The sequence below is a fragment of the Cupriavidus sp. GW822-FHT02D05 genome (genome assembly GCF_058802485.1).
Window position 1 is genome coordinate 272,016 of sequence record NZ_JBXAOE010000009.1, and the last position, 25,384, is coordinate 297,399.

The window sequence follows — 25,384 nt, forward strand, 5'->3', positions numbered from 1 at the left end:
ATTGTCCTTTGCGGTCCGGCGATCCGGCTTAAGCCAGCACGCCTATGGGCCAGGGCACGAACTCGTTCTCGCCCACGCCCAGCGCTTCGCTGCAAGTCTTCTCGCCGGACGCATGGCGCAGCATCTGCGCGAAGATGTGTTGGCCCATTTCCGCTACGGTGGTCTCGCCATCCAGCACCTGGCCGCAATCGATATCGAGGTCATCCTCCATGCGCTGGAAGGTCTGTGTATTGGAGGCCAGCTTGATGGTCGGCGCCGGCAACGCGCCAAAACCCGATCCTGTGCCGGTGGACAGGCAGATCAGGTTGGCGCCGCCTGCGATCTGGCCTGTGGCGGATACCGCCTCGTAGCTGGGCGCGTCCATGAACACCAGGCCGCGCGCGGTGACGGGATTGGCGTACGCATAGACCGCCGTCACCGGTGAACTGCCCGCACGCTGCACGCCGCTGGCGGCCTTCTCCAATGCGTTGCTAAGGCCGCTGGCGCCACCGTCGGCTCGCTGGCGACGGTTCAGTTGGGTATCGCGTCCCGCGTGGTACTGCTCCCACCAGCCGACGCATTGCGCGAGTTCGCCCGCGACCTCCGGGGTGGCGGCGCGCGCAATGAAGCGATGCCCCAGGCTCACCAGGTCCACGGTTTCCGACAGGATCGCGGTTCCTCCCTGCGCCACCAGCAGATCCACTGCAGCACCCAGCGCCGGGTTGGCCGATACCGCGGAAAAGCCATCGGCGCCTGCCGATTGCAGGCCCACCACCAGGTGTTCCGCGGATACCGGCTGGCGCGAGCAGGCGTTGGCCGCCGGCAGCATGTCCTTGATGATGGCGATGCCCGCCTCGATGGTGTTTGCGGTGCCGCCGATTTCCTGCATCACGAGCGTCTTGAGCGCGGTCCCCACGGCAAGTTTCTCCTGCTCCAGGAAGCCGTAGATATTGTTGCGCTCGCAACCCAACGCGATCACCAGTGCGCCGGCAATGTTGGGGTTGCGGATGGTGCCGGACAACGTGCGGCGTAGCAGATCCATCGGCTCGCCGGTCATCTCCATGCCGCAGCCGATCTCATGCACGAAGGGCACGACGCCATCGACGTTGGGATATGCCGCCAGGCGCGACTCGGTGAACCAGTCAGCCACCTTGCGTGCGGCGGTGGCGCCACAATTCCCCACCACGAACACGCCGATGTAATTGCGCGTGGCTACGCGGCCGTCGGCCCTTACGAAGCCCTGGAAGGTGGCGCGCCGACCAGCGGCGGCGACCGACGGCGACGAAGCTGCGGGTGCGCTCGCATCACGCAGCGCGGTGGCGGTGTCGTCGGCAATGAGGTTGTGCGAATGCACCCAGGTGCCCGCCGGCAGGTTTTCGGAGGCAAGTCCGATGGCGAATCCGCCCTTGATCACCGCTTCGCCCTTTCGAATGGCCCGTGCGGCGAGCTTGTGGCCGGCGGGGATGTCCTGCGCCGCGAGGACGTCGCCAATGTCGGTGCCGGCAGCAATCCCGGCGCGTGCCAGTACGACATTGTCGGACTCGGCCAGGCGGATGATGAGATGGGGTAGAGGCTGATTCATGGTGTCTCGGTGAGGCCCGGTGCCGGCGTTTTTCCAACGGAGGAATCAGTCGCCGTGCGCCCTTATGGATGCGCTTCCATTTTTCGGGATCGTCGTCGACAATACAAGCCAGTCGCTCAGCGCCCGCCCCGTGCATTCCCATGATCTGGGACAAAGCTGCAGGTAGCCGCCGGCATAAGTGACCCGCGCGCAGCAAATCGGGGAAAACCAGCAGGCAAGCCGGGCCGCAGGTGAGCCCGCCTGACACCGGCAACACCAACACCGAGCCAATGCATACAGACCACCCGAACCCGCCGGATAGCGTCGGCAGCAGCACACCGGGAGGTGGCCGCATGGTGGACGTAGCGCGCATGGCGGGGGTGTCGCGCGTAACGGTTTCGCGAGCGATCAGCCATCCGCACCTGGTCTCGCCAGCCACGTTGGCCGCCGTGCAACAGGCCATTGCGCAACTGGGCTACGTGCCTAACCTGAACGCCGGCAGCCTGGCGACGAGGCGTTCGCACATCGTCGGCGCCATCGTGCCAACGCTTTCCAATGCCTGGTTTGCGGAAACCATGGATGGGCTGGGTGAAGTGCTGGAGAGCGGCAGCTACCAGTTGCTGCTGGGCCAGACGCGCTACCGGCAAAGTCAGGAAGAAATCCTGATCGACGCCTTTATAGGTCGCCAGGTGGACGCGGTAGTGCTCACGGGCGTCAGCCATGCGCCTGCCGTGCGTGCCAAGCTGCGCCGCTGCGGCATTCCGGTGGTAGAGACTTGGGACCTCACCGACGACCCCATCGATATGGTAGCCGGCTTTTCCAACCGCGCGGCGGGTGCCGCAGTGGCCGATCACCTGCTGGCGCGCGGGTACCGCCGCCTCGGCTTTATCGGCGCGGAAGAGGATCGCGCTCTGAAACGCCTTGCAGGATACCGCGAGGCCATCGCGGCACGCGGCCTGCCGGACGTGGCGGTGCACACGGTGGAGCCGCCCTCCTCCATCGCGGACGGCGCGCGCGCGCTGGCCGGACTGGTGCGGCAACACCCGCGGTTGCAGGCGGTGTACTGCAGCAACGATACCCTCGGCGTGGGAGCGCTGCAGGCTTGCCGCGAGCTGGGCTGGCCGGTGCCCGGGCGGATGGCGGTAGTGGGTTTTTCCGATCTGGCCATCGCCGCGGCCAGCGTGCCCGCGCTGAGCAGTGTCAGGGTGCAATCTCGCGAGATGGGCAGGCGTGCCGGAGAAATGCTGCTGGCCCGGCTTGGCGCGGCGGAGGCCGCAGGCAACGTCGGGGACCGGATTGTCGATCTCGGCTTCAGTGTGGTCGCTCGCGCCACTAGCTGATGCCGGCAATGATGATCGAGGAATGAACCTGAACACAGCGAACTGCAGGTAGCCATGAAAACGACCAAGACCGCCGACATGCCAGCGCAGGCGCGCAAAGGCCCGGTGCGCATGCTGGATGTGGCCCGCGCGGCCGGCGTCGCTAGCGTGACCGTATCCCGCGTGATCAACCACCCAGAGACGGTGGCGCAGGCAACGCGCGAACTGGTGCAGACCACTATCCGGCGGCTCGGCTATGTGCCGGACCTCACCGCTGGCAGCCTGGCGTCCACGCGCTCGCGCATTGTCGGTGCCATTGTTCCCACGCTGTCAAATGCCTGGTTCGCGGACACCATGGACGGCCTGGCTGCCGCGCTGGCGCCGCAAGGCTACCAACTCATGCTTGCGCAGTCGAGCTACCACCCGCGTGAAGAGGCCGGTCTGGTCGACGCCTTCCTCGGCCGGCGCGTGGATGCGATCGTGCTCACCGGCGTGAGCCATGAAAAGAGCGTGCGCGACAAGCTGCGCCGCCTCGGCCTGCCGGTGGTGGAAACGTGGGACCTGACCGACGATCCCATCGATATGGCGGTGGGGTTCTCCAATGCCGGCGTGGGCGCAGCGGTGGCGCAATATCTGCGCGAGCGCGGGCACAGGCGCATCGGCTTTATCGGTGCCGACGAACTCCGTGCGCGAAAGCGATTGGATGGCTTGCAAGCGCAGCTGGCCGAACTTGGTATGGCACCAGCCGAAGTGGAGCTGCTGCCGCCGCCCTCCACGATCGATGCCGGCGCGCAGGCATTCACGCGGTTGCTGGAGCGTGCCCCGCAAATCCAGGCTGTGTTCTGCAGCAACGATATCCTCGGCGTGGGCGCGCTGCTGGCATGCCGGCAACGCGGTTGGCAGGTGCCCGGCCGCGTTGCCGTGGTGGGCTTCTCGGACCTGGCCATGGCCGCGGCAAGTTACCCGACCCTGACCACTGTGCAGGTACAGCCGCGCGAACTCGGACGCCAGGCTGGCGAGGTGCTGCTGCGCAGGCTGCAGGGGCTGGCGCGGCCGGGAAAGCGGGCGCAACGGGTGATCGACATCGGCTTTCGCCTCGTGCCGAGGGAGAGTGCCTAAGGAGAACGGCGAGCGTGTCTCAGTCCCCCGTGCAGTGCGATCGCCGCGTACAATTGGCGCTTGCCAGGAACAATCCCGCGATTTGACCCCGATCATTGGCATGCCTGCAAACAAGACCGACAGGCCTCAAAAAATGTCCGGCTCCCTCGTCGCTTCAGTGCCCCGCAACAGCGCAAAATCGCATCCCTCATCTGCCTGCGTCACCTGCTGAGCGAAGATCGCGCCATAGCCGCGCTGGTACCGCGGCGGCGGTGGCGTCCATACGGCGCGGCGGCGTCGCAACTCGGCGTCGTCGACCAGCAGTTCCAGTTTGCGCGCGGGGATATCGACCTCGATCAGGTCGCCCGTCTGCACCAGCGCCAGCGGGCCACCCACGAAGGATTCCGGGGCCACGTGGAGTACGCAAGCGCCGAAGCTGGTGCCGCTCATGCGCGCATCGCTGATGCGCACCATGTCGCGCACGCCCTGCTGAAGCAGTTTCTTCGGAATCGGCAATTGGCCCCACTCCGGCATGCCCGGCCCGCCCAGCGGCCCGGCATTGCGCAGCACCAGTACGCTATTGGCGTCGATATCGAGATCGGGCGCATCGATGCCCGCGTTGAGCGCCTCGTAGCTGTCGAACACCACCGCGCGGCCCGTATGCCGGTGCAGGTGCGGCTCGGCGGCGGCAGGCTTGATGACAGCGCCGTTGGGGGCGAGGTTGCCGCGTAGCACGGCGAGGCTGCCGCGTCTGACCAGCGCGCGTTCCACGGGCAGGATCACATCGTCGTCACGCACCGGAGCGCCGGCGATATTGTCGCCAAGGGTGCGGCCGTTAACGGTGAGCGCATCGACACGCAACAGCGGGCGCAGCCGCTCCAGCAGCGCGCGCAAGCCGCCCGCGTAAAAGAAGTCCTCCATCAGGTACTTGCCCGCCGGCCGCAGGTTGGCGATCAGCGGCGTGTTCGCGGCCAGTTCATCGAAGCGCTGGAGATCCAGTGCCACGCCGGCACGCCGCGCCATGGCCACCAGGTGCACCAGCGCATTGGTCGAGCCGCCCAATGCGAGCACGCATACCACGGCATTGTCGAACGCCTGGGCGCTGAGCAACCTGGATGGCGTCAGGTCTTCCCACACCATCTCCACTACGCGCTGCCCGGTTTGTACTGCCATCAGCGCGTGGCGCGAGTCTGGCGCGGGAATGGAGGCCGCGCCCGGTAGCGTCAAGCCCATGGCCTCAGCGGCGCTGGTCATGGTGGAGGCGGTGCCCATCGTCATGCAGTGGCCAGCGGAGCGGGCAATTCCGCCCAGTACCTCCTCCCAGTCGTCATGCGTAATGGTGCCCGCGCGCAGCTCGGCCCAGTTCTTGAACATGTCCGAACCCGATCCCAGCGTCTTGCCGCCCGCATTGCCACGCAGCATTGGCCCGGCCGGCATGAAGATGGCTGGCAGGTTCATCGACGTCGCGCCCATGATCAGGCCAGGCGTGGTCTTGTCGCAGCCGCCCATCAGCACCACGCCGTCAACAGGATAAGAGCGCAGCAGCTCTTCGGTTTCCATCGCCAGCAGGTTGCGGTACAGCAGCGCGCTGGGCTTCTGGAATGGCTCGGCAAGCGACATAGCCGGCATTTCCAGTGGAAAGCCGCCAGCCTGCCAGATGCCACGCTTGACCTCTTCCGCGCGCGCCTTGAAATGCGTGTGGCAGGGATTGATCTCGCTCCATGTGTTAAGGATGGCGATAACCGGCTTGCCGCCATATTCCTTCGCGCCAAAGCCGATCTGCGCCATGCGCGAGCGGTGGTTGAAGGTGCGCATGGACTCCTTGCCGAACCAGCGGTGCGAGCGCAAATCTTGGGGCGTCTTGCGGGTTGTCTGCTGTGCGTCTGTCATGTCTGGCCGCCGCTATGCTTAACCGCGCACCGGCGTGGACCACACGCCGGCCGCCTGCAACAGCCCCCGCGTGTAGCCCAGCGCGAAGGACATGAAGCGCTCGCGGTTCTCGTCGAGATCCGACACCGGCACGTGGTCCGGGCACAGCGGTCCCTTGTAGCCACCACGCTGGTAGGCATTGATGGCCTGGAACATATCGACGTCGCCTTCATCCGGGAAGACTTCCTGGAAGTCGAGATAGCCGCCGCGGATATTGCGGAAGTGGACCATGAAGATGCGGCCGGTCGCGGCGAACTCCTCGATCACTGGGATCATGGCGCGGCCCGGCTCCTTGAACATCTCGGCCACCGTGCCCTGGCAGAAGTTCAGGCCGTGGTTGGCACTCGGGCTGAGGGCGAGGAACTTGCGGATGCCATCGGCGGAGCCCACCACGTGCTCGATGCCGTTGAGGCCGCCCACCGGGTACGCCGGGTCGTGTGGATGGCAAGCCAAGCGCACGCCGGCGAGGTCGGCGGCGGGCACCAGGCCTTCCACCAGGAATTCGATGGCGTCCCAGCCGGCCTTCTCGGTTACTGGAGGCACATCGCGCGCCATCTTCTGCCCGCACAGCATGGCGGTTTCCGCATCGCCTTCATCCTGGTTGGTGGGATAGCCCACGCCCCAGTAGGAATGCTTGCGATCGTCATCCGCCGAATACTCGGCATAGGCAAAGCCGGAGTTTTTCGCGCCGCCGCGCCCCGGCTTGAGCCCGGTACGGGTGATGCCCACCATCTGCACGTTGTACTTGAGACAGGTAATGCCAGCGTCGGCCGCCTTCTGGACATTCTGCGCCAGCACGTCGCGCTGCCTGCGCGCGCCTTCCAGGTCCACCAGCGAATCCAGCAGGATGGAGCCCACGTCCAGCGCGAACACATCGAGCTTGAGGCCGAAGCTCTCCACCCACTTGCGATAGGCGGTGAGCTTGCCGGTATCCCACGCGCAGACGCCGCCGCTGGCCGACACCAACTCGGTGCCGCGGTTATCCAGCACCACGCTCTCTACCCCGAGTTGGGTGGAAAGGCGCAGACGGCGCTCGTCAGGGTTGAGTAGCTGTTCGCTGATGTACATGGTGCGTCTCCTGGATACTGGAATGCTGGATGTTTGTTGTACGGGGTGCGGCGTCTTGGCCGCCACGTCGCTCGACTCGGGGGAGCAGTACGTCCACCCCCAATGAACACGTGTTCATTCTTCTGCAAGCGAGGGGAGTCGGCAAGCGCGGAACGAGGGGAAGACCGGCAAACGTTCCGCACCGTCCCAGCATATGGAAAATATCGCGCGTTGCACCGTCCACGTGTGCCGCTGCGACGGAAGCCCGCTATGGCACATCGGACCTGGCAGCCGCCGCGGCCCTTCGTGGTCACTACTCCTCCTTGACCACCACGTCGTGACTCGGGTCACGCGCGCAGCGATGATTTGCTACTCCATGCCGCACATCTGCGCCACATTTCCCAAGTTATGGGACACAAGGCACCCTTGCCACCCGCTGCCGCTATCTTCTTCCGATCGTCTTCTCTAGCATGCAGGCCATACGCCCCGGCACCACCCCGCCGCGGGACGCGCCGGCATTTAGAGCCCGGCGCCATTGCCATCAAACAAGTTTGGAGACCGCCATGTCAGTCGTCATGACATCCGCCCCCACGACCCCGGCGGCGCCCGCGTCCGCTGCTGCACCCACTACCCCCGCACAACCGACGGCCGCCTCCGTTGCCAGCGGACGCTACCGCTACCTGATGCTGGCCCTGATCACCATCGTGCTGGCGCTGAGTACCGGCGACCGCGCCACGCTATCGGTCGCAGGCCCGCATATGAGCAAGGACCTGGCGCTGGACGCCGTGCAGATGGGCTGGTTGTTTTCTTCGTTTGCATGGGCTTATGTGCTGAGCCAGGTGCCGGCCGGCTGGCTGGTGGACAAGATCGGTGCCAAGCAGGCCATCGGCCTGGGGCTGGTGCTGTGGTCGCTCACCACGCTGCTGATGAGTATGGTGCATTGGTTTGCCTTTGCCTTCATAGCGCTGCTGGTGCTGCGCTTCCTGCTGGGGGCGATGGAGTCGCCGGTGGGCCCATCGTCCGGGCGCGTGATCGCCGCATGGTTCCCATCCGCGGAGCGCGGCGTGGCTGGCGCGATCTTCAATAGTGCGCAGTACCTGTCGCTGGTGGTGTTCACGCCGCTGATGGGCTGGCTCGACCACCGCTTTGGCTGGCAGCACATCTTCTCGGTGATGGGCGCGCTGGGGCTGCTGCTCGCATGGGCGTGGTATCGCTTCTATCACGCACCCGCCGCGCATCCGCGCGTGACGCAGGCGGAGATCGACTATATCGAGCAAGGCGGCGCGCTGGTGCATCTCGGCGGCAAGAGCGCCAAGGGCAGCAAGGGCCCGACGCTGGCGCAGCTCGGCCAGCTGTTCCGGAGCCGCATGCTGGTAGGCATCTTCCTGGCACAGTACTGCATCAGCGCCATCACCTGGTTCTTTGTCTCGTGGTTTCCCAGCTATCTGGTGAGTGGGCGCGGCTTTACCATCCTGCAAGCTGGCTTCGTTGCCGCTGTGCCAGCCATCTTCGGATTTATCGGCGGCGTGTCCACCGGCTTCGTGTCGGATGCGCTGCTGCGCCGCACCGGCTCGCTGACGATGGCGCGCAAGTTGCCTATCACCATCGGCCTGTTGCTCAGCGCCACCATGATCGCCTGCAACTACGTTGACACCGACTGGGTCGTGATCGCGCTGATGAGCCTGGCGTTCTTCGGCAAGGGCTTCGGCTCGCTGGGCTGGACCGTGGTAGCCGACACCGCGCCCGCCACCATCGTGGGCAGCACCGGAGGCGTGTTCAACGCGGTGGGCAATATCGCCGGCATCGTCACGCCGATCGTAATCGGCTACATCGTGGCTGACACGCACTCCTTCAATGGCGCGCTGGTATATGTTGGTGCCCATGGACTGCTGGCCATCCTGAGCTACTGGCTGATCGTGGGTAAGATCGAACGCGTGGAGTTGTCTGAAACGGACTGAGGCGGTTTCATGCTTACTCAGCAGCCCTTCCGCAATTTCCAACTGGAAGCAGGAGGACACTACGGTAGCGGATCTTCACGCGACGAGCGCCGTTTTTCGTACGAAGGCAACCATTACCGCAAGAAATGCCCACTGAGACCGAATTGAGTCTGGGTAAGGACGGGGTAGAAGTATGGGCGTGCAATGCCGTGTATGCTGCCGCCCATTTCGACTTTGCACCGGTTCCAACCCACCGCTCGCCGACGGGCAACTGACGGCCGGATGATTCGCCAGGCCGTGGGGTACATTTCGCACCCGATAAACAGTCGAGTCAGTCCATTTTCGGCGACCCGGGCGCTATGTTCAATGCTGCTTCCGCGCGAAGACTAGTGCCTTTGGCGACTGTGTTGCCGCCGGTGTCCCGTAGCAGCTCCTCGTACATGCGTACGGAGAGTCTTGTAACAACGATAGAGGGTTCGGAACAAAGGGATCGTCGCCCACGTCAGGCCGATTCACTGGCCGACATAGTGCAACAGCTGACGAGGCAGCGACCAGGTGAGCAACCTCGGCCGGATCACCGAAGCGCCCGGCCGGGCTATCACAAACCACGGTCGCCACCGGGCCGGCCTAGCCGAGAGTATGGCCGCTTGCACGCAGATACCAGTTGGATGTCAGCTCGTTGGAACGCCGTAGCGCTTGAATAGGGCCTCGAAGAATGCTTTCACGTCGGCCTTCGCTGTGGGCGGCTGCAGTTCCGCTGCCCCGAAGCGAAAAACTTCATAGCCGGCGAGCTTGAGTTCGCGGTCGGCCTTAACCATCTGTGCATAGCGCTGCACGTCGGCGCTGCCCGTGGCGTCTGCATAGTGGTGCTTGCCGTCGACCTCGATCACGACCCGCACGCCCTGCGGCAGCAGGAGCAGGAAGTCCATGCGAAACCTGAGGAGCGCATCTGGCCCTCGCTCCTTGACCGTCCGTGGGTCCCAATGCAACCAGACTTCGGGCAGCAGCGCCGGCAGGTTAGGCACAGCACTGCGAAACCCCTCGAAGAAGGCATCGAACAGCAAGTTTTGCGGTGGGGAGTTGCGTGGCAGGCTGGACTTGAGGCGCGTGTACAGCGAGCGCTTGGCCTGCGTGGCGTCGGCGATCTGCTCTGCCTCGCCCCACCACTGCTGCAGATCGTTCCAGCGTAGCCCGTCATTGCCGATGGGCCGGTCGTAGACGAGCACCTTGTCCGCGTTGGTGACGATCTCGACGTCATTGTCCAGCGCGTCGCGAAAGCGCAGGTCGGGCTTGTCGGGCGAGGCGAAGATGAGATTTTTCGGCTGGCCCTTGGTCCCAGCGCGCAGTGAGACCAAGGAGAAGATCGGGTAACCGCCTTCAGAGTCGGTCTCGCGTAGCTCGACGCCGCAACTGCGCAGCGGCTCGTTGACACAGGCGACGAAGTGGCGTTGCGCGGCCTCGTCGGGGCGCACGTCGGCCGAAGCCAGTCCCTCAAGAAACAGCGCGAATCGCGGGTCGGAGGCGTCATATGCGCCCAACTGGTCGAACAGCACCTCAGCCGGCCAGTCCTCCGGGTTGCGATGGACGTGCTGCTGGATTTCAGCGCGCAATCCCGTGGGCTCTCCGCCCAACAGGTGCATCCAGTCATCGGCATCCAAGATCCACAGCCGCTCCAGCAGTTCGTCGAACCTGCGGGCATCCCCATACAGCTCTTCGCTATTCAGCCTGCGCGCGACCTCGCGGCGATATCGCTTCGGGATAGGTGGCCACAGACGGTCGCTCCAGAGGATGTCCTGAATCTGGTTGCGCGTAGTGGCGTTGGGTGGGCGGCGTTCCAACAGCTTGCGTGCAACTGCCGGCAGGTCCGGGTCCGCTACAGCGTCGAAGCTGGCGGCTATGCGCTCGCGCTTGGAACCATCAGCGCCAAGCGCCGGCAGCCCCAATTCTTCGCAAAGCGTCGGCAACAATGTGTGGGTGCCGGCATCCTTCAGCGCGGTGACGAGAGGCTCAAGCAGGTTGCGAAGCCGCGCGTAGTCCATAGGCGTGCGACTCAACCTCTCAGCGCCATGGCGCGCAGCAGCGCGTCGATCTGCCCGAACGCATCTTGTTGCCATTGTTCGGGCGTCCGATCGCCTAACGCGTGCGTGTCTTCGACGAAGCGTCTCACGCAGGTGGGCCCGTAACCCTCGAAGGTGTCGAACTTGTCGGCGATGTGTCGGAAACCGCGCTCGCCACTGGCATGCCCCAGCAATACGCGACATTCCTGTGCCAGCACTTCGATACCGCCGGGGTAGTTTCGCACGCAGTAGTAGATGTCGTAGGCGTCCTTCTGCTTGTAGCGGCCCGCCAGTGCGTGACCTTTCATGGCAAGAAGAGCGGGAATTGAGCACACCGCGATCTCCACCCGGTTGGTTCCGCCGTCGGGCATCGCCCCTGCCACAGCGACCAGCTGGTAGAACCGCATCGCCAAGTCGGCGCCGTCCGCCCGCTGCACAGCGAAGTCGCTAATCAAGGGAGGATCGTTCTTGACGATCTCCGCGTCGCGCGGCATCAAGAAGTCGACCACGATGTCGATCGCTTCCCCACCATCTCGCGTCGTAACCTGGCGAACCAACTGGAAGCGCCGAAGCCCCTCGCGCTGCGCGTATCCATGGCCTTGAAGAGCACCGATCAAGGTCGCGTACTCGCCATCGCCCAGTGCTTCCGCGTCCAGTCCTACGTCCACGTCGAGTGTGCCAACGTGCGGCATATCCTCGTTGGCGAGCAGCAGCCAAGGAACTGCGCCGCCAATGATGGCGAACTTGCCCTTGAAGCTGCCAAGGATCTGGCCGATCTCGATCAGCACTGACTTCACGGCTGCGGTCGTCCGATCGTCGTATTCGGCGGCCGACTGTGGTTCCTGGGGTGTCATTTGGGCCATGAGAGCCTTTCTAGGCGCAGGTGCTCAGCGGCCTCCGCGCCGCGTTCGCCCGCAATGGATAGATCAAGGTAGGTCTGGACGGGGCTCGTGCAAATCGCGCCCGGGGCAGGTTCAACCGTGTCAGCGAGTAGGCCCAAGTCCTTCGGGACGGTGACGACCACGTTCTCCCCCTTAGAGGCAGTCGCGAGCTTCAGTGCTGCTTGGAGCTTGCGCAGACCATCTTCGTCAGCGAAGAAGTAGTGGGTGCCGGTTCGCCCATAAGGCGCAAGCCACTGTGCGGCCGAAAAGGAGGCAAAGGCAGCATGGCCCTGGCCATCTTGTGTGCCCAACGCATTGCGGGCCGCGCCTTCCAGCGCGCTGCCGTGCAACGGCGTGTAGAACCGCAGCCGCTCGCCTGACGGCGGGGTGTAGCTGTCCCGCCATGCGTCAAGCAGCGCGTCGGGCGCTGAGAGGACGAGGCCATCGTCCGACGCGCTCGCCCATTCCCGATCAATCAAGCCGGTGCGCACATTGCTGACGTGCCCCAGGCTGACTCGGGAGATTTCCGACAACTCGGTGACGCGCCAAGCACGGTCGGGCTCGCGCAGCATGGCGCGTAGAACCTGGGCCGACTTCGGCCTGAACAGCGACTTTAGTTCGCGTTGTTCGGCCGCGGGCTTGTCTGCCACCATGCGTTCGATGAACACGCCGCCGAAGGCGATCCGGGCGTTTCCCTCCAGGTCGAGATAGCCGACGCCCTTTTCCGCACACAATTGCCTCACCGCAGGTGAGAGGTAGGGTGCGATAAAGACGGGCGTCGCCTGCGGGGCTCGCTGCGCCACGTAGTTACGCAGTTCGAGCAGCGCGGAACGGGCGTACCGCGGTTGGCCGTTCGACTTGTACCCGCAGATGAGCAGGTGCTGCCGCCCGTCCACGAGCAACCGGGCGATCAAGTCGGGCCGCCAATCGCCGGACACGGCGGCGGCTTCGATGCCTTCGATCTGAAGGATCGGGATCTTCTCAAGCAGCCGTCGCAACGCCTCGCCGGCACGGGCTTCTGCCTCTTTCATAGGATGAGCCTCTTTCAGCATCCGCTGAAAATACCATATTTCTTGAAATATACCCAAGATTTCACTGGAGCGCGCGTTTTCACCAGATGCTGAAAGTGAGGTCTATGGTGAAAGTCTTTGCATGGTGGCAGCCAGAGCGAGCCGTACCGAGCTGCTTAAGAGGCTCATCGGGCACGGCCAACGACAGCACCGACTCTGCCGCGCCGGCTTTCTTGGCATACCCGAAAGTGCGCCGGCTCACACCCTGGCTGTGCGGTGAAATGGTGCCCACTGGTCCGGGCCGATTGACTTCAAGCCCAAATACCCGCAGGCCCAAATCAGGTGGTCGTAGAGCGTCTTGTACCGGCGATATAGGGTCCGAAGCGATGCGATCGTCGGCGTCGGTAAGCCGAGCCGCTGGCCGATGTAGTGGAGCAACTGGCGCGGCAGCGTACTGACCTGGCCGAGGCTATGCCCACTTGCGCGCAGAAATACCAGTTGGATGGCCGCTCAGGCGCGCGATCGTGCCGAAAGCGCACATTTATCGCCGCGACGTCGCTGTCGGTCAGCGCGAAATACCGTTCCACATCGAATTCCGACAGACGAATCGACAACCGGTCACTTCCCACATAGCGAAATCCCAAGCCCGGCATATCTTGCCCCCATCGAGATGGCGCGATCCGAATCGCGGGCGGCTATGTTACGCCCTCCTCTCATTCGCAGCGGCCAACAGGTGTGGGCTCTTCGGAACGCGTTGTCGACAAAGGCTTTCGGGGAAACCGCCAGATTTTGCACGAAAAGTACGATTACCCCAGCCCCAAAACCACCCCCCTAAATACTTGCTTCCCCGTTTCGTCCAACAAGGTGACGGGCGCCATATCGGTGGCGCCGGATGATCCAGTACCGAACGGGAGCTTTCCATGAGTTTCGATCGCGACGACGCCACATTCCTGGTTCTCGTCAATCACGAGGAGCAGTATTCGATCTGGCCTGACTACAAGGCCATTCCGGGCGGATGGCGCGCGGCGGGCTTCAGCGGTGGCAAGCAGGCCTGCCTGGACTATATCGAGCGCACGTGGACCGATATGCGTCCGCTGAGCCTGCGCCGCTTCATGGAGGATCCAACGCGGACGAACGCCTGACCATGGCCGCGTTGCAGCTGTTCTGCCTGCCGCACGCGGGGGCCAGTGCCACGACGTATCTGCGCTGGCGCCGCCTGTTGCCGGCCGATATCGTGCTGGTTCCGCTGGAGCCGCCCGGCCGTGGCGCGCGTCTCGACGAGCCGCTGCTGCGGGATTTCGAGGACCTCGCAAGCGCGATGACCGATGCCCTGTGCCGGCATCGCGCGCATGCCGGCATGCCGTATGCGCTCTTCGGCCACAGCATGGGCGGCTTGCTTGCCTGGCGGGTCTGCCATCTGCTGCGCGAGCGTGGCTATGGCTTGCCGCGTGGCCTGGTCGTTTCCGGCTGCGCCGCACCCACCCGACGGGATTCCCGGCGCCTGGCCGCCATGCGCGGCGACGCGGCACTGGCCGAGGACCTTCGCAAGCACGGCGGCACGCCCGAGGCCGTCTTTGCCGATCCCGAGCTGCTGCGCATGACGCTGGACGTGCTCGATGCCGACTATCGCGTCTGCGAGAGCTTCCAGCGTGCCGACGTCCCACCGCTGCCGATGTCGCTGCATGTCTTCGCGGGCCACGACGATCCGATCCTGCCCGCCGACCTCCATGCCTGGGCCATCGAATCCCAGGTCGGCCACACGTTGGACTGGTTTGCCGGCGGGCATTTCTTCCTGCACGACGATCCGGCCGCAGTGGTTCGCCGCCTCGTGACCCATCTGGAGGCGCCTCAGGCATCCACCATGCCCGCGTTTGCGTGACGCCCGCCGCGTCGCCCAAGCATCCACGCCAACCGTCTTCCTGAAAAGTCGATCCCAAGTATGCAGTCCGCTCCAAACGTCCCAACCACGCTGGTGGCCCACCTCGGCCAACTGGCCGTGCACCGCGCCGGCGATACCGCACTGATCACCATCGACGCCGCCGGCGATACCCGCTACGACTACGCCTCGCTCGATGCCCGCGTGCGCGCCCTCGCCTCCCATCTGGTGTCGCGCGCCGCGCCCGGCGACCGCGCGATGCTGCTGCTCGACAGCGGGATCGATTATATGACCGCGTTTTTCGCCTGCCTCTATGCGGGATTGATCGCCGTGCCCGCTTTCGAGCCCGGCGCGGTCCGCTCGGCGCAGGTCGCGCGATTGCGCGCCATGGCCAGCGATGCGGACCCCGCGCTGCTGCTGACCAGCACGGCGCAGGCCACCGCGCACCACGATGCGCTGGCCGCCATCGCACCGCGTGCCGCCGTGATCCTTGCCGATGATCCGCAGCCGCCCGCGCGGGACGACTGGCATCCCTACCCTGCCGGCCCGGACACGCTGGCCTTCCTGCAATATACGTCGGGGTCCACGGCTTCGCCGAAGGGCGTCATGGTCAGCCATGGCAATGTCATTGCGAACGAGGTGGCGATCGCGACCGGCATGGACGTGCGGGCCGGCGACACGATGGTCAGCTGGCTGCCGCTGTATCACGACATGGGCCTGATCGGCGGCCTGCTGCAGCCCATCCACAGCGGCGTGCCCGTGGCGATGATGTCGCCGCAGTTCTTCCTGGAGCGGCCGGCACGCTGGCTGCAGGCCATCAGCCGGCATCGCGGCACGCTGTCGGGGGGCCCCGATTTCGCCTATCGGCTTTGCGTCGAACGCGTGCGCGACAGCCATTTCGAAGGGCTCGACCTGTCGAGCTGGGACGTCGCATTCTCGGGCGCGGAGCCCGTGCGCGCCGACACGCTGCGTGCCTTCGTCGACCGCTTCGCACCGGCCGGCTTCCGCAAACAGGCGCTGTATCCATGCTATGGCCTCGCCGAGGCTACGCTGTTCGCCACTGGCGGCAAGCGTGGCACGGGTATGCTGAGCGAGCGTTTCGACCCTGCCGCCCTGGCACAGGGCCTTGGGAAGACGGCGAATGCCACCGACAGCGGCATGGAACTGGTCGCCTGCGGATTCCCCCGCGCCGACGATACCGTGCGCATTGCCGATCGGGATGGCCGGGCAGTCGCGGATGGGCACGTTGGCGAGATCGAAATCGCGGGCCCGAGCGTGGCCCACGGCTACTGGCGCAATGCCAGCGCCACGGCGGCCACGTTCACTGGCGACGCCGGTGCCGAACGCTGGCTGCGCACCGGCGATCTCGGCCTGATGCGCGCTGGCCAGCTCTACATCGCGGGCCGGCGCAAGGACCTGATCATCGTACGCGGCCAGAACCTCTATCCGCAGGATATCGAGCAGGCTGTGGAAGCGAAGGTCACCGCCGCGCGCCGTGGCCGCGTGGCGGCGTTTCCCGTGCAGGGCCCCAATGGCGAGGCGATTGGCATTGCCGTCGAGATCTCGCGGCCGGACCAGAAGCGCATCGGACATGTGGCGCTGGTCCAGGCGCTCGCGGAAGCGGTCGGCAATGCCTGTGGCGAAACGCTGGCCGTGGCGCTGCTGCTGAACCCCGGTGGCCTGCCCAAGACCACCAGCGGCAAGCTCCAGCGCAGCGCGTGTCGGCAGGGTTGGCTCGAAGACGGCCTGGACGCCTGCGCCGTGTGGTCGCATGGCGCCTTCTCGCGCGGCGGAATCTCCGTCAACGGCCAGGCCCCGGCCGCCGATGAGCCCCCTCGCGGCGAAGCCGAGATCGCCCTTGCCGCGTTGTGGCAAGAGCTGCTGGGCGCGGCGCCCGCCGACCGGCAGGCTCATTTCTTTGCGGCCGGCGGCAGTTCGCTGACGGCCGCGCGCCTTGTGGCACGCCTGCGTGAGCGATTCGGCGCGGCGGTGCCCATGCGTCTGCCGTTCGAGCACCCTACGCTCGCCGCCTGTGCGGCCGCGCTGGAGTCGCTCCAAGTCGGCGGCAACGATGGCGCCGACGCGCCGATTGCGCGTGCACCGCGTACCGGCGAGATGCCGCTGGCGCCCCCGCAGCAGCGCATGTGGCTGACGGACCGCATTGCCGCGCCCGCTGACCGCTGGATCTACAACATGGCCGGCGGCCTGCGCCTTGCCGGCCCGCTCGACGCGCAGGCCATGCGCGCAAGCCTGAACGCGCTCGTCGAACGCCACGAAATCCTGCGTACGTCCTATCCGGCCGACGCGAACGGTGCGCCCACCGCGCGCATCGCGTCCGCGCTGACGATCGATCTGCCGTACCACGACCTGTCGTCGCTGGACGCATCCCAGCGCGCGGCGGCCTTGCACGAACTGGCCGAAGCCCAGGCGCGCGAACCATTCGATCTGTCCAGCGCCTCGCTGCTGCGCGCGCGGCTCGTGCGGCTGGCCGACGACGATCACGCGCTGCTGCTCACGCTGCACCATATCGTCGGCGATGGCTGGTCCATCGACATCCTGCTCGATACGCTCGCGGCCGGCTACAACGCCGCCATCGCGGGCACCGCGCTCGATCTGCCGCCGCTGCCGATCCAGTACGCGGATTACGCCGTCCATCAGCATGGCGCGGACGGCGCGCGGTCTCAGCCATCCGATACCTCGTTCTGGCGCGATGCGCTGCAAGGCGCGCCGCGCCTTACGACGATCCCGTCGCCAAACCGTCGCCCGCCCGTGGCCTCGACCACCGGCGCCGCATGCCACAGCGAGCTTCCCGATGCGCTGCTGGCGCGCGTCGATGCGCTGGCCCGTGCCCACGGCGCCACGCGCTACATGGTGCTGCTGGCAGCCTTCCACGCGCTGCTGCACAGGCTGGGCGGTGCCGAAGACCAGTTGGTCGGCATCGACGTGGCCGGCCGCACGCGGCGCGAGCTGGAGGAACTGATCGGCTTCTTCGTCAACGTGCTGCCGCTGCGCGCGCGGCCCCATGCCGCGCTGACGTTCGCCGCCCTGCTGGCCCAGTTGCGCGATGCCACGCTGGCCGCTTTCGATCATCAGGCTCTTCCCTTCGAGCGCATTGTCGAAGTGGCCGGCGTGCCGCGCGAGCGCGCGTGGCACCCGCTGGTCCAGATGCTGTTCGTGCTGCAGAACACGCCTGCCGACGCGCGCCAGTTCGCGGGCCTGCGCGCCGAACGCCTGCCGACGCCTGTCCACGCCGCCAAGTTCGACCTCGCCGTGTTCCTCGCCCCCCACGCCGATGGGCTGCGCGCCGAATGGGTCTACGCGACGGCCCTGTTCCCGCGCGCCACCGCGCACCGCATTGCCGATGCCTACGGCGCCGTGCTGGCCCAGGCCGTGTCGAACCCCTCCCTTCCGTTGTCCGGCCTCGTTGTGCCGGCCGGCCTTTGCGAACTCGCTACCGATATGCCCGCCATGACTTCCAGCCAGATTTCCTGTCCCGGCAAGCTCGACAAGCTCGCCAAGCTCAACAGACTCGGCAAGGTCGCCGGGCTCCCGAAATCGGTGGCAGAGGCGGCTCCGGCCGCGCCGCTCGTGCGGACGTCGTTCCTGTCGCCGGGCCAGACCTTCCCCATCGTGATCGAACCGACCACGCCGGACCTGGACCCCGTGGCATGGGCGCTGGCCCATCGGCAGGACATCGAGGCCACGCTGTGCCGCCACGGCGGCATCCTGCTGCGCGGCTTCGGCCTGCGCACGCCGCAGGAGTTCGAACGGTTCGCGGAATCGATCGAGCCGGGGCTCTATGGGTCGTATGGCGATCTGCCGAAGAAGGAAGGCGGCCGCAACACGTATCGCTCCACGCCGTATCCGGAGCGCGAGATGATCCTGTACCACAATGAAAGCGCGCACCTGTCGCGCTGGCCGCGCAAGCAATGGTTCTTCTGTGAGCTGCCCTCGCCCGTCGGCGGTGCCACGCCGATTGTCGACTGCCGCGAGATGTATCGCCGGCTGCCGCGCGAACTGGCCGCCCGCTTCGAAAGCAAGGGGCTGCGCTACGTGCGCACGTTCAACGACAAGCTCGATGTGAGCTGGCGCGACTTCTTCAAGACGGACTCGCGCGACGAGGTGGAGGCCCGGCTGCGCGCCTCGGGCACCGATTTCGCATGGCTGGACGCCGATACGCTGCAGACCCGCGAGCAATGTCCCGCCGTGATTGCCCACCCGGTCACCGGCGAGCGCAGCTTCTTCAATCAGGTGCAGCTGCACCACACGGCCTGCCTGGACCCCGAGGTGCGACGCGACCTGCTGGAGATCGTCGGCCCGCAGCGGATGCCACGGCAGGTGCTGTTTGGCGACGGCAGCCCGATTGGCGACGACGTGATGACGCTGATCGGCGAACTGTATGAAGCCTGCGCCGTGCGCTTCCAGTGGCGCCAGGGCGACGTGGTCATGCTCGACAACATGCTGGCCGCCCACGCGCGCGATCCGTTCGAGGGGCCGCGCAAGATCGTCGTGGCGATGGGCGACATGTTCGAGCGCAGCGACTTGCCGGCATTGGCGGGCCGTCCCGCTACGGCGGACAGCGCTGAAGTGGCCCTGGCCACGGTGGAGGGCTGAACGATGAATGCTATCGTCCATCCGTTCGGCACAGGAAGCGATTTCCCGGGCCACGCCCAGGCCCTTGGCCGCGAACAGCGGGCATTCGAAGCACACGCGGACGTACCGCTCACGCTGACAGCCACTCTCGACGGCACGCTCGATTCCGAGCGCCTGCAGCGGGCACTGGCGCACGTCGCCGCGCGCCATCCGGCTGCGCGCCTGGCATTCGGACGCGTCGACGGCCTGCGCGGACTGCGCCAGCATTTCGAAGGCCCGGCGCCCGTCATGACGCTGTCGGCGCCTGCCGCCCGTGGTGATGTGCCGGCCTTGCAGGCAAGCGTCCAGCGCCTTCGCGAACCGGGCGACCCCGAACGTACGTACGTATCGCTGGCCGCCAATCCGCTCGCCATCGATGGCCCGAGCCTGGTCACGCTGATGCGCGAACTCGCGCAGGCGTACGCCGACGATGCCGTGCCGGCCGGGGAAGCCCCGCTGTCCTATGCCGATTACCTCGAGTGGACCGCCGGTCTCGCGCAGGACAACGTCGAGGCCGGGCAAGCCTACTGGCAGGCCGTGCGCGACCGTCTTGCCGGGTTCGACGCCCCGCGCCTGCCATGGCGGCAGGCGGGCACGGCGCCCATGGGCGCGCTGCGCACGCTATCGGCACCACTGCTGGAGGCAGATGCCGCTGCGCTCGCCGGCCTGGCCAGCCAGCTCGACCTGCCGCTCGTGCATGTGCTGCAGGCGGCATGGTGGCTGCTACTCGCCCGACTCGATCCCACGGGCCGATTCTGCGCGGGCTGGTGGCAAGATAGCCGCGACGATTTCGAGGCGCTGGCCGGCGCCGTCGGCCGCTACGAGTCGGTGCTCCCCGTCACGGTAGAGCCCGACGCGGAACGCAGCGTCGCCGATTGGCTCGGCCAGTTCAGCGCCCAGCTTCAGCAGCACGCGGGCTGGCGCGAGCACGCCACGGCGGATGCCGCGTCCGGCACGCCGACGCGTATCGGCTTCGCCACCGCCGGCCCTGCCCTGCTCCGCGCGCATCACGGCGATATCGCATGGCGTATCGCTGCGCCGCAGGCCCCGACGCCGGGCGTCGAGCTGGCGCTGCACGTCCATGCCGGCGATGCTGGTTTGCCGGGCGAACTGGCGCTGCACTATTCGGCTGAGCACTATCGCGCCGACGCGATGGCCTGCCTGCTCGACCAGTACCTGACCCTGCTGCGGACCCTGCCGACGCAGTCGGGGACCACCGTCTCGGCGCTGCCGCTGGCCACGGCCGCGGATCAGGCTCGTATCGCGGCGCTGCACGGTCCGGCGCTGCACGTCGGCACCCAGATGCTGCCGCAGCGGCTGGCACACTGGGCCGCCGAACGGCCACTGGCCGCCGCGCTATCCACCGGTGGGCGCCAGTGGGGCTATGCGGAACTGTCCGCCGCCGTCGATGCGCTGGCGAGCCATCTGCCGTCACTGGGTTGGCGCCCGGGCCAGCCGGTGGGCCTGCTGCTGCCACGTTCCGGCGAACTCGTGATCGCGCTGCTTGCGGTGATGCGTGCCGGTGGCGCCTATCTGCCGCTGGACCCCGCATGGCCGCCGCAGCGGCGCGCGCGGATCCTGGCGGACGCCGGCGCCACGCTGGTGCTGACCGACGCCGCGCACCTCGCGGACGCAGCCGGTCCGACACCCCACGCGGATGTCGCCGCGTGGCCGGCGTCTTCGTCCGGCGTCACGTCCGGGGCGTCGCTGCCCGATATTGAAGCGGACCAGACGGCCTACGTGCTCTACACGTCGGGCTCCACGGGCACGCCAAAGGGGGTGCCGATCTCGCACGCCCAGTTGCTCAACTATGCGGCGGCCTCCGGCCAGGCGCTGCGGCTCGATCGCTGCGAGCGCTTTGCGCTGACGTCCACCGTGGCGGCCGATCTCGGCAACACCACGCTGTTCGGCGCGTTGTGGCATGGCGGCTGCCTCTGCGTGGCGGACGACGCCGATATGCAGGATGCCGCCAGCTTCGCCCGCTTCCTTGCCCGCGAACAGGTGGACTGCCTGAAGATCGTCCCGTCCCATCTCGATGCGCTGCTCGGCGGCGATGCGGCGCCGCTGGCGCTGCCGCCGCACGCCACGGTGGTGGTGGGCGGCGAAGCGGCCTCGCCGGCATTGCTGGCGCGCCTGCGCAAACGTGCACCCGATGTCCGCCTCTGCAATCACTACGGCCCCACGGAGACCACCGTGGGCATCCTGGTCCACGAAGCGGGCCGTGCCGCCGACCTGCCGGAAGCGCCCCTGCCGCTGACGCGTGTCCTGGCGAACTGCGAGGCTCATGTCCGCACTGTGGCGGGGCAGCCGGCGACGGTCGGTGAAACGGGCGAACTCTATCTGGGCGGCGCCCAGCTTGGCGCCGGCTATCTCGGTGGCGTGGCCAGTGACGCCTTCGTCCCGCATCCCGAGCACCCTGGCCGGCGGCTTTACCGCAGCGGCGACCTTGCACGCTATCTGCCCGAAGGCGGTATCGAGCTGATTGGCCGCGCCGACAGCCAGATCAAGATTCGCGGATTCCGTATCGAGTGCGGCGAGATCGAACAGGCATTGGACGCACTGCCCGGCGTCCGTCAGGCGGTCGTGCTGCCGGTGACGGCCGACGACGGTACGACACGTCTGGCCACGTGGCTCGTGCCCGAGGCGGAAGCGGATGGCGCGCTGACGGCCGCGCGACGCAATGCACTGCGCCAGGCGCTGGCGGAGCGCCTGCCCGATCCGATGATTCCCGCGCAGTGGATTGCCGTCGCGGCGCTGCCGCGCTTGCGCAACGGCAAGATCGATCGCCGGGCACTCGCTGCTTCGGCTCTTGCCGAGCCGGCCGGGGCGTCCGGCCCGTCCCGCGAGCCGGACAGCGCGCTGGAAGCGCTGCTGCTCGACCAACTGCGCGATCTGCTTGGCGCGCCCACGCTGGCGGTCCATGACGATCTGTTCGAGGCCGGCGGCCATTCGCTGCTGGTCATCAAGCTGGTGGCGCGGATTCGCAAGCTGCTGAAGCTGGAAATCGCGCCTGCGGTGGTGTTCGACGCCCCGAGTGCCGCCGCGTTGGCCAGCGCCCTGCGGGCCACGGCTACGGACCCCGATGGCCTGGAGACGCTCGCCGGCCTGCAACGCCAGTTGGCGGCGATGTCTCCGGAGGCCCTTGCCGCCCTGCGCGCATCGGCCGGCGCCACGGCATGACGACAGCCCCCGGCGCGATGGACGCGCCGGGGCGTCGAACGATCGGGATACCGGGAAAACAGGCTACTTCTTCAGGACCGCATTCATGACGCAATCTTCCAACGCTGCTCAGCAGGCAGCGCTGCTGGCGCTTCTGCTGGAGCAGGACGCCGAATCCGCAACGCACGCGGCCGCCCAATTGCCTGCTGGCGTGGATGCCGACGCCATGGCGTCCACTGGGCCAGCCGATGGCGGCGACGCCCCGCTGTCGTTCTCGCAGCAGCGGCTGTGGTTCCTGCTGCAATACGAGCCGGGCAGCACTGCCTACAACCAGACGCGCGCCTATGTGCTGCGCGGGGCGCTGGACCGCGCCGCGCTGGATGCCGCGCTGCGCGCCGTGATGGCGCGGCATCCGGCGCTGCGCACGCGCTTCGTCGCCGATGCGGCCACGCCGGGCGCGCTGCCGCGACAGGTGGTGGAGCCCTCGCTGGCGTTTGCGCTGGCAGAGGCCCCGCTGGCGATGGGCGCTGACGCGCTGCACGCCCGCATCGACGCCGAAGCCGCGCGGCCGTTTGACCTGGGCCAGGCGCCGCTGCTGAGGGCGACGCTGCTGATGCGCGCCCCCGACGACCACGTGCTGCTGCTGTCGCTGCACCACATCGTCTCGGACTTCGTCTCGAATGTCGTGATTGCGCGCGATCTCGCGCAAGCCTACGGTCAAGCCTTGGCGGGCGACGCCGTGCGCCTTGCGACACCGGGTGCGACCTTTGCCGCCCATGCCAGCCGCCAGCGCGATGCCCTGGCCAGCGGCGCGCTCGATACGCAGCGCGACTGGTGGCAACGCCTGCTGGGTAGCTATGTGCCCGCGCTGCAGCTCCCCACGGACCGCCCGCATGGCGCCGACGCGACGCGTATCGCCCGCCGCGTCAGCGCTGCCTTGCCCGCGCGGCTCGCCCGCACATTGCGCGCGTTCTGCGTCGCGCAGCGCTGCACCCCGTTCGTGGTGCTGCTGGCGGCGTGGCAGGCGCTGCTGAGCCGCCATGCGGGGCAGGATGACTTTGCCATGGGCGTGCCGCACACCGGCCGCGACGGCGATGGGCTCGACGATGTGGTCGGCTTCTTCGCCAATACCCACGTCTACCGCTCGCGCGTCTCGCCCGGCGTGACCGGCCGCGCGCTCTGCGAAAGCCTGCGCGCCGATGCGCTGGGCGCGCTGGGCCACGCGGCACTGCCGTTCGAAGTGCTGCTCGACCGCATGGACGTGCCGCGCGATGCGGGCCGGCCGCCGCTGTTCCAGGTGATGTTCAACCTGCGCACCGCCACGGCAGGTGCCGGGCTGTCGCTGCCGGGCCTGACCGTGGAGGCTGTGGAAGCCCGCGAGACGGGCGCCAAGTTCGACCTGATTCTCGATGCGGAAACCGGCGCCGAGGATGTCACGCTCCATCTGGAGTACGACTGCGCGCTGTTCGACGCCGCCAGCGCCGAGCGCCTGCTGCGCTACTACGTGACGCAGTTGTCGGGCCTGATGCATCAACCGGACCTGCCGCTGACGGCGACGCCGCTGCTCGACGCGTACGACGGTGCGGTGCTTGCGCACCAGCTTGCCGCCGGCCGCCCGCTGCGGCGCGCCGCAGCCATCGAGCCCGCGCATCGCCAGATCCAGCGCCACGCGGCGCGTTCCGCCGATGCCATCGCCCTGCGCCATGGCGACACCACGGTCAGCTATGGAGACCTCGAACGGCGCGCCAACCGGCTCGCGCACCGGCTGATCGCACTCGGCGTGGGGCCCGAGGTGCGCGTCGGCATCGCCATGGAACGCTCGCCCGAGATGATCGTCGGGCTGCTGGCGATCCTGAAGGCCGGCGGCGCCTATGTGCCGTTCGATCCGGCCTATCCGGCCGAGCGGCTGGCCTATCTGTTCGAGGACAGCGGCATTGCGGCGCTGCTGACGCAACCGGCGCTGCGTGACCTGCTGCCGCCGCGCGATGGCCTGCCGGTGCTGATGCCGGATGCCGACGCCGACGATCTCGTGTGGCCCGACACGGCGCCCGATGTCGACGTGCGGCCGGAACATCTGGCCTACGTGATCTATACGTCGGGCTCCACGGGGCGGCCGAAAGGGGCGCAACTGCAGCACGGCAACCTGTCGCGGCTGCTGGCGTCCACGCAGCATTGGTTCGGCTTCAACGCGGACGACATCTGGGCGCTGTTCCACTCGTATGCGTTCGATTTCTCGGTGTGGGAGATCTTCGGCGCGCTGTGCCACGGCGGCCAGCTTGTGATCGTTCCCTTCCACGTGAGCCGCGCCCCGCAGGAATTCATCGCGCTGCTGCGGCGCGAGCGCGTCACGGTGCTGAACCAGACGCCATCGGCCTTCCGAGCCTTGCTGGCGCAACCCGAGCTTTACGCGGTACCGCTGGCGCTGCGCTATGTCATTTTCGGCGGCGAAGCGCTCGATCCGCAGGCGCTGCGGCCGTGGATCGACCATGCCGGTGATGCCGCGCCGCAGCTGATCAATATGTACGGCATTACCGAGACCACGGTCCACGTGACGTACCGGCCGATTAGGTGTGCCGACCTGGACCCCGCCACGCGCGCACGCAGCCCCATCGGGGAGCGCATCCCCGACCTCGGCATCCGCGTGCTCGATCCGGGTTTGCATCCGGTGGCGCCGGGTGTGGCCGGGGAACTGTTTATCGCGGGAGATGGCCTGGCCCGTGGCTACCTGAACCGCGCGGCACTCACCGCCGAGCGCTTTATTCCCGATCCGTTTGCCGACGACGGTGCGCGGCTCTACCGCACGGGTGACCTGGCACGCTGGCTGCCTGACGGGCAACTGGAGTATCTGGGCCGGATCGACCAGCAACTGAAGATTCGCGGCTTCCGCATCGAACCGGGC

14 protein-coding genes and 1 pseudogene are annotated in these 25,384 nt (G+C 67.1%); 8 read left to right on the forward strand and 7 right to left on the reverse strand.

What is annotated here, in order from left to right:
- Positions 1 to 28: 28 nt before the first annotated feature.
- A complete protein-coding gene (locus AC1RQK_RS14640; protein WP_492809499.1) occupies positions 29 to 1,561 on the reverse strand; it encodes a UxaA family hydrolase in 1,533 nt (510 codons plus the stop codon).
- Positions 1,562 to 1,830: 269 nt separating this feature from the next.
- On the opposite strand from AC1RQK_RS14640, the gene AC1RQK_RS14645 reads away from it, so the two are divergent.
- Together AC1RQK_RS14645 and AC1RQK_RS14650 are read left to right on the forward strand one after the other, a co-directional pair.
- Positions 1,831 to 2,880 carry a LacI family DNA-binding transcriptional regulator gene (locus AC1RQK_RS14645; RefSeq protein WP_492809500.1) on the forward strand — a complete coding sequence of 350 codons (1,050 nt, stop codon included), beginning with the start codon at positions 1,831 to 1,833 and terminating at the stop codon, positions 2,878 to 2,880.
- A 54-nt stretch (positions 2,881 to 2,934) separates the two neighbouring features.
- Positions 2,935 to 3,978 (forward strand): LacI family DNA-binding transcriptional regulator, encoded by a 1,044-nt coding sequence (locus AC1RQK_RS14650; RefSeq protein ID WP_492809501.1) that lies wholly within the window; start codon positions 2,935 to 2,937, stop codon positions 3,976 to 3,978.
- Between the two features lie 126 nt (positions 3,979 to 4,104).
- Here the strand turns inward: AC1RQK_RS14650 and araD are convergent, their stop codons facing one another.
- A complete protein-coding gene (araD, locus tag AC1RQK_RS14655; protein WP_492809502.1) occupies positions 4,105 to 5,847 on the reverse strand; it encodes an L-arabinonate dehydratase in 1,743 nt (580 codons plus the stop codon).
- A gap of 18 nt (positions 5,848 to 5,865) precedes the next feature.
- On the reverse strand, positions 5,866 to 6,954 hold the full coding sequence (locus tag AC1RQK_RS14660) for a mannonate dehydratase (protein WP_492809503.1): 1,089 nt from the start codon (positions 6,952 to 6,954) through the stop codon (positions 5,866 to 5,868).
- 542 nt (positions 6,955 to 7,496) lie between these two features.
- Here AC1RQK_RS14660 and AC1RQK_RS14665 point away from each other — a divergent pair.
- Positions 7,497 to 8,891, forward strand: a complete 1,395-nt coding sequence (locus AC1RQK_RS14665; protein WP_492809504.1) for an MFS transporter — start codon at positions 7,497 to 7,499, stop codon at positions 8,889 to 8,891.
- A gap of 650 nt (positions 8,892 to 9,541) precedes the next feature.
- Here AC1RQK_RS14665 and AC1RQK_RS14670 read toward each other — a convergent pair.
- The 4 genes and pseudogenes from AC1RQK_RS14670 to AC1RQK_RS14685 form a co-directional block, all read right to left on the reverse strand.
- Positions 9,542 to 10,909 carry an AbiJ-related protein gene (locus AC1RQK_RS14670; RefSeq protein WP_492809505.1) on the reverse strand — a complete coding sequence of 456 codons (1,368 nt, stop codon included), beginning with the start codon at positions 10,907 to 10,909 and terminating at the stop codon, positions 9,542 to 9,544.
- An 11-nt stretch (positions 10,910 to 10,920) separates the two neighbouring features.
- Positions 10,921 to 11,790, reverse strand: coding sequence for a hypothetical protein (locus tag AC1RQK_RS14675; protein WP_492809506.1), 870 nt, complete (start codon positions 11,788 to 11,790; stop codon positions 10,921 to 10,923).
- A complete protein-coding gene (locus AC1RQK_RS14680) occupies positions 11,778 to 12,860 on the reverse strand; it encodes a hypothetical protein (RefSeq protein WP_492809507.1) in 1,083 nt (360 codons plus the stop codon). Before AC1RQK_RS14680 ends, AC1RQK_RS14675 begins: the two co-directional genes overlap by 13 nt.
- A 246-nt stretch (positions 12,861 to 13,106) precedes the next feature.
- A pseudogene (locus AC1RQK_RS14685) lies at positions 13,107 to 13,471 on the reverse strand (DUF4158 domain-containing protein); the annotation flags it as partial.
- A 267-nt stretch (positions 13,472 to 13,738) separates the two neighbouring features.
- Here AC1RQK_RS14685 and AC1RQK_RS14690 point away from each other — a divergent pair.
- From AC1RQK_RS14690 to AC1RQK_RS14710, 5 genes are all read left to right on the forward strand, one after another.
- Positions 13,739 to 13,960 carry an MbtH family protein gene (locus AC1RQK_RS14690; RefSeq protein WP_006160788.1) on the forward strand — a complete coding sequence of 74 codons (222 nt, stop codon included), beginning with the start codon at positions 13,739 to 13,741 and terminating at the stop codon, positions 13,958 to 13,960.
- A gap of 2 nt (positions 13,961 to 13,962) precedes the next feature.
- Positions 13,963 to 14,697, forward strand: coding sequence for a thioesterase II family protein (locus AC1RQK_RS14695; RefSeq protein ID WP_492809509.1), 735 nt, complete (start codon positions 13,963 to 13,965; stop codon positions 14,695 to 14,697).
- A 60-nt stretch (positions 14,698 to 14,757) separates the two neighbouring features.
- Positions 14,758 to 19,308, forward strand: a complete 4,551-nt coding sequence (locus tag AC1RQK_RS14700) for a condensation domain-containing protein (protein WP_492809511.1) — start codon at positions 14,758 to 14,760, stop codon at positions 19,306 to 19,308.
- A 3-nt stretch (positions 19,309 to 19,311) separates the two neighbouring features.
- On the forward strand, positions 19,312 to 22,506 hold the full coding sequence (locus AC1RQK_RS14705) for a non-ribosomal peptide synthetase (protein WP_492809513.1): 3,195 nt from the start codon (positions 19,312 to 19,314) through the stop codon (positions 22,504 to 22,506).
- Between the two features lie 85 nt (positions 22,507 to 22,591).
- Positions 22,592 to 25,384, forward strand: a 2,793-nt coding sequence (locus AC1RQK_RS14710) for an amino acid adenylation domain-containing protein (RefSeq protein ID WP_492809515.1), incomplete at its 3' end; no start/stop codon positions are given.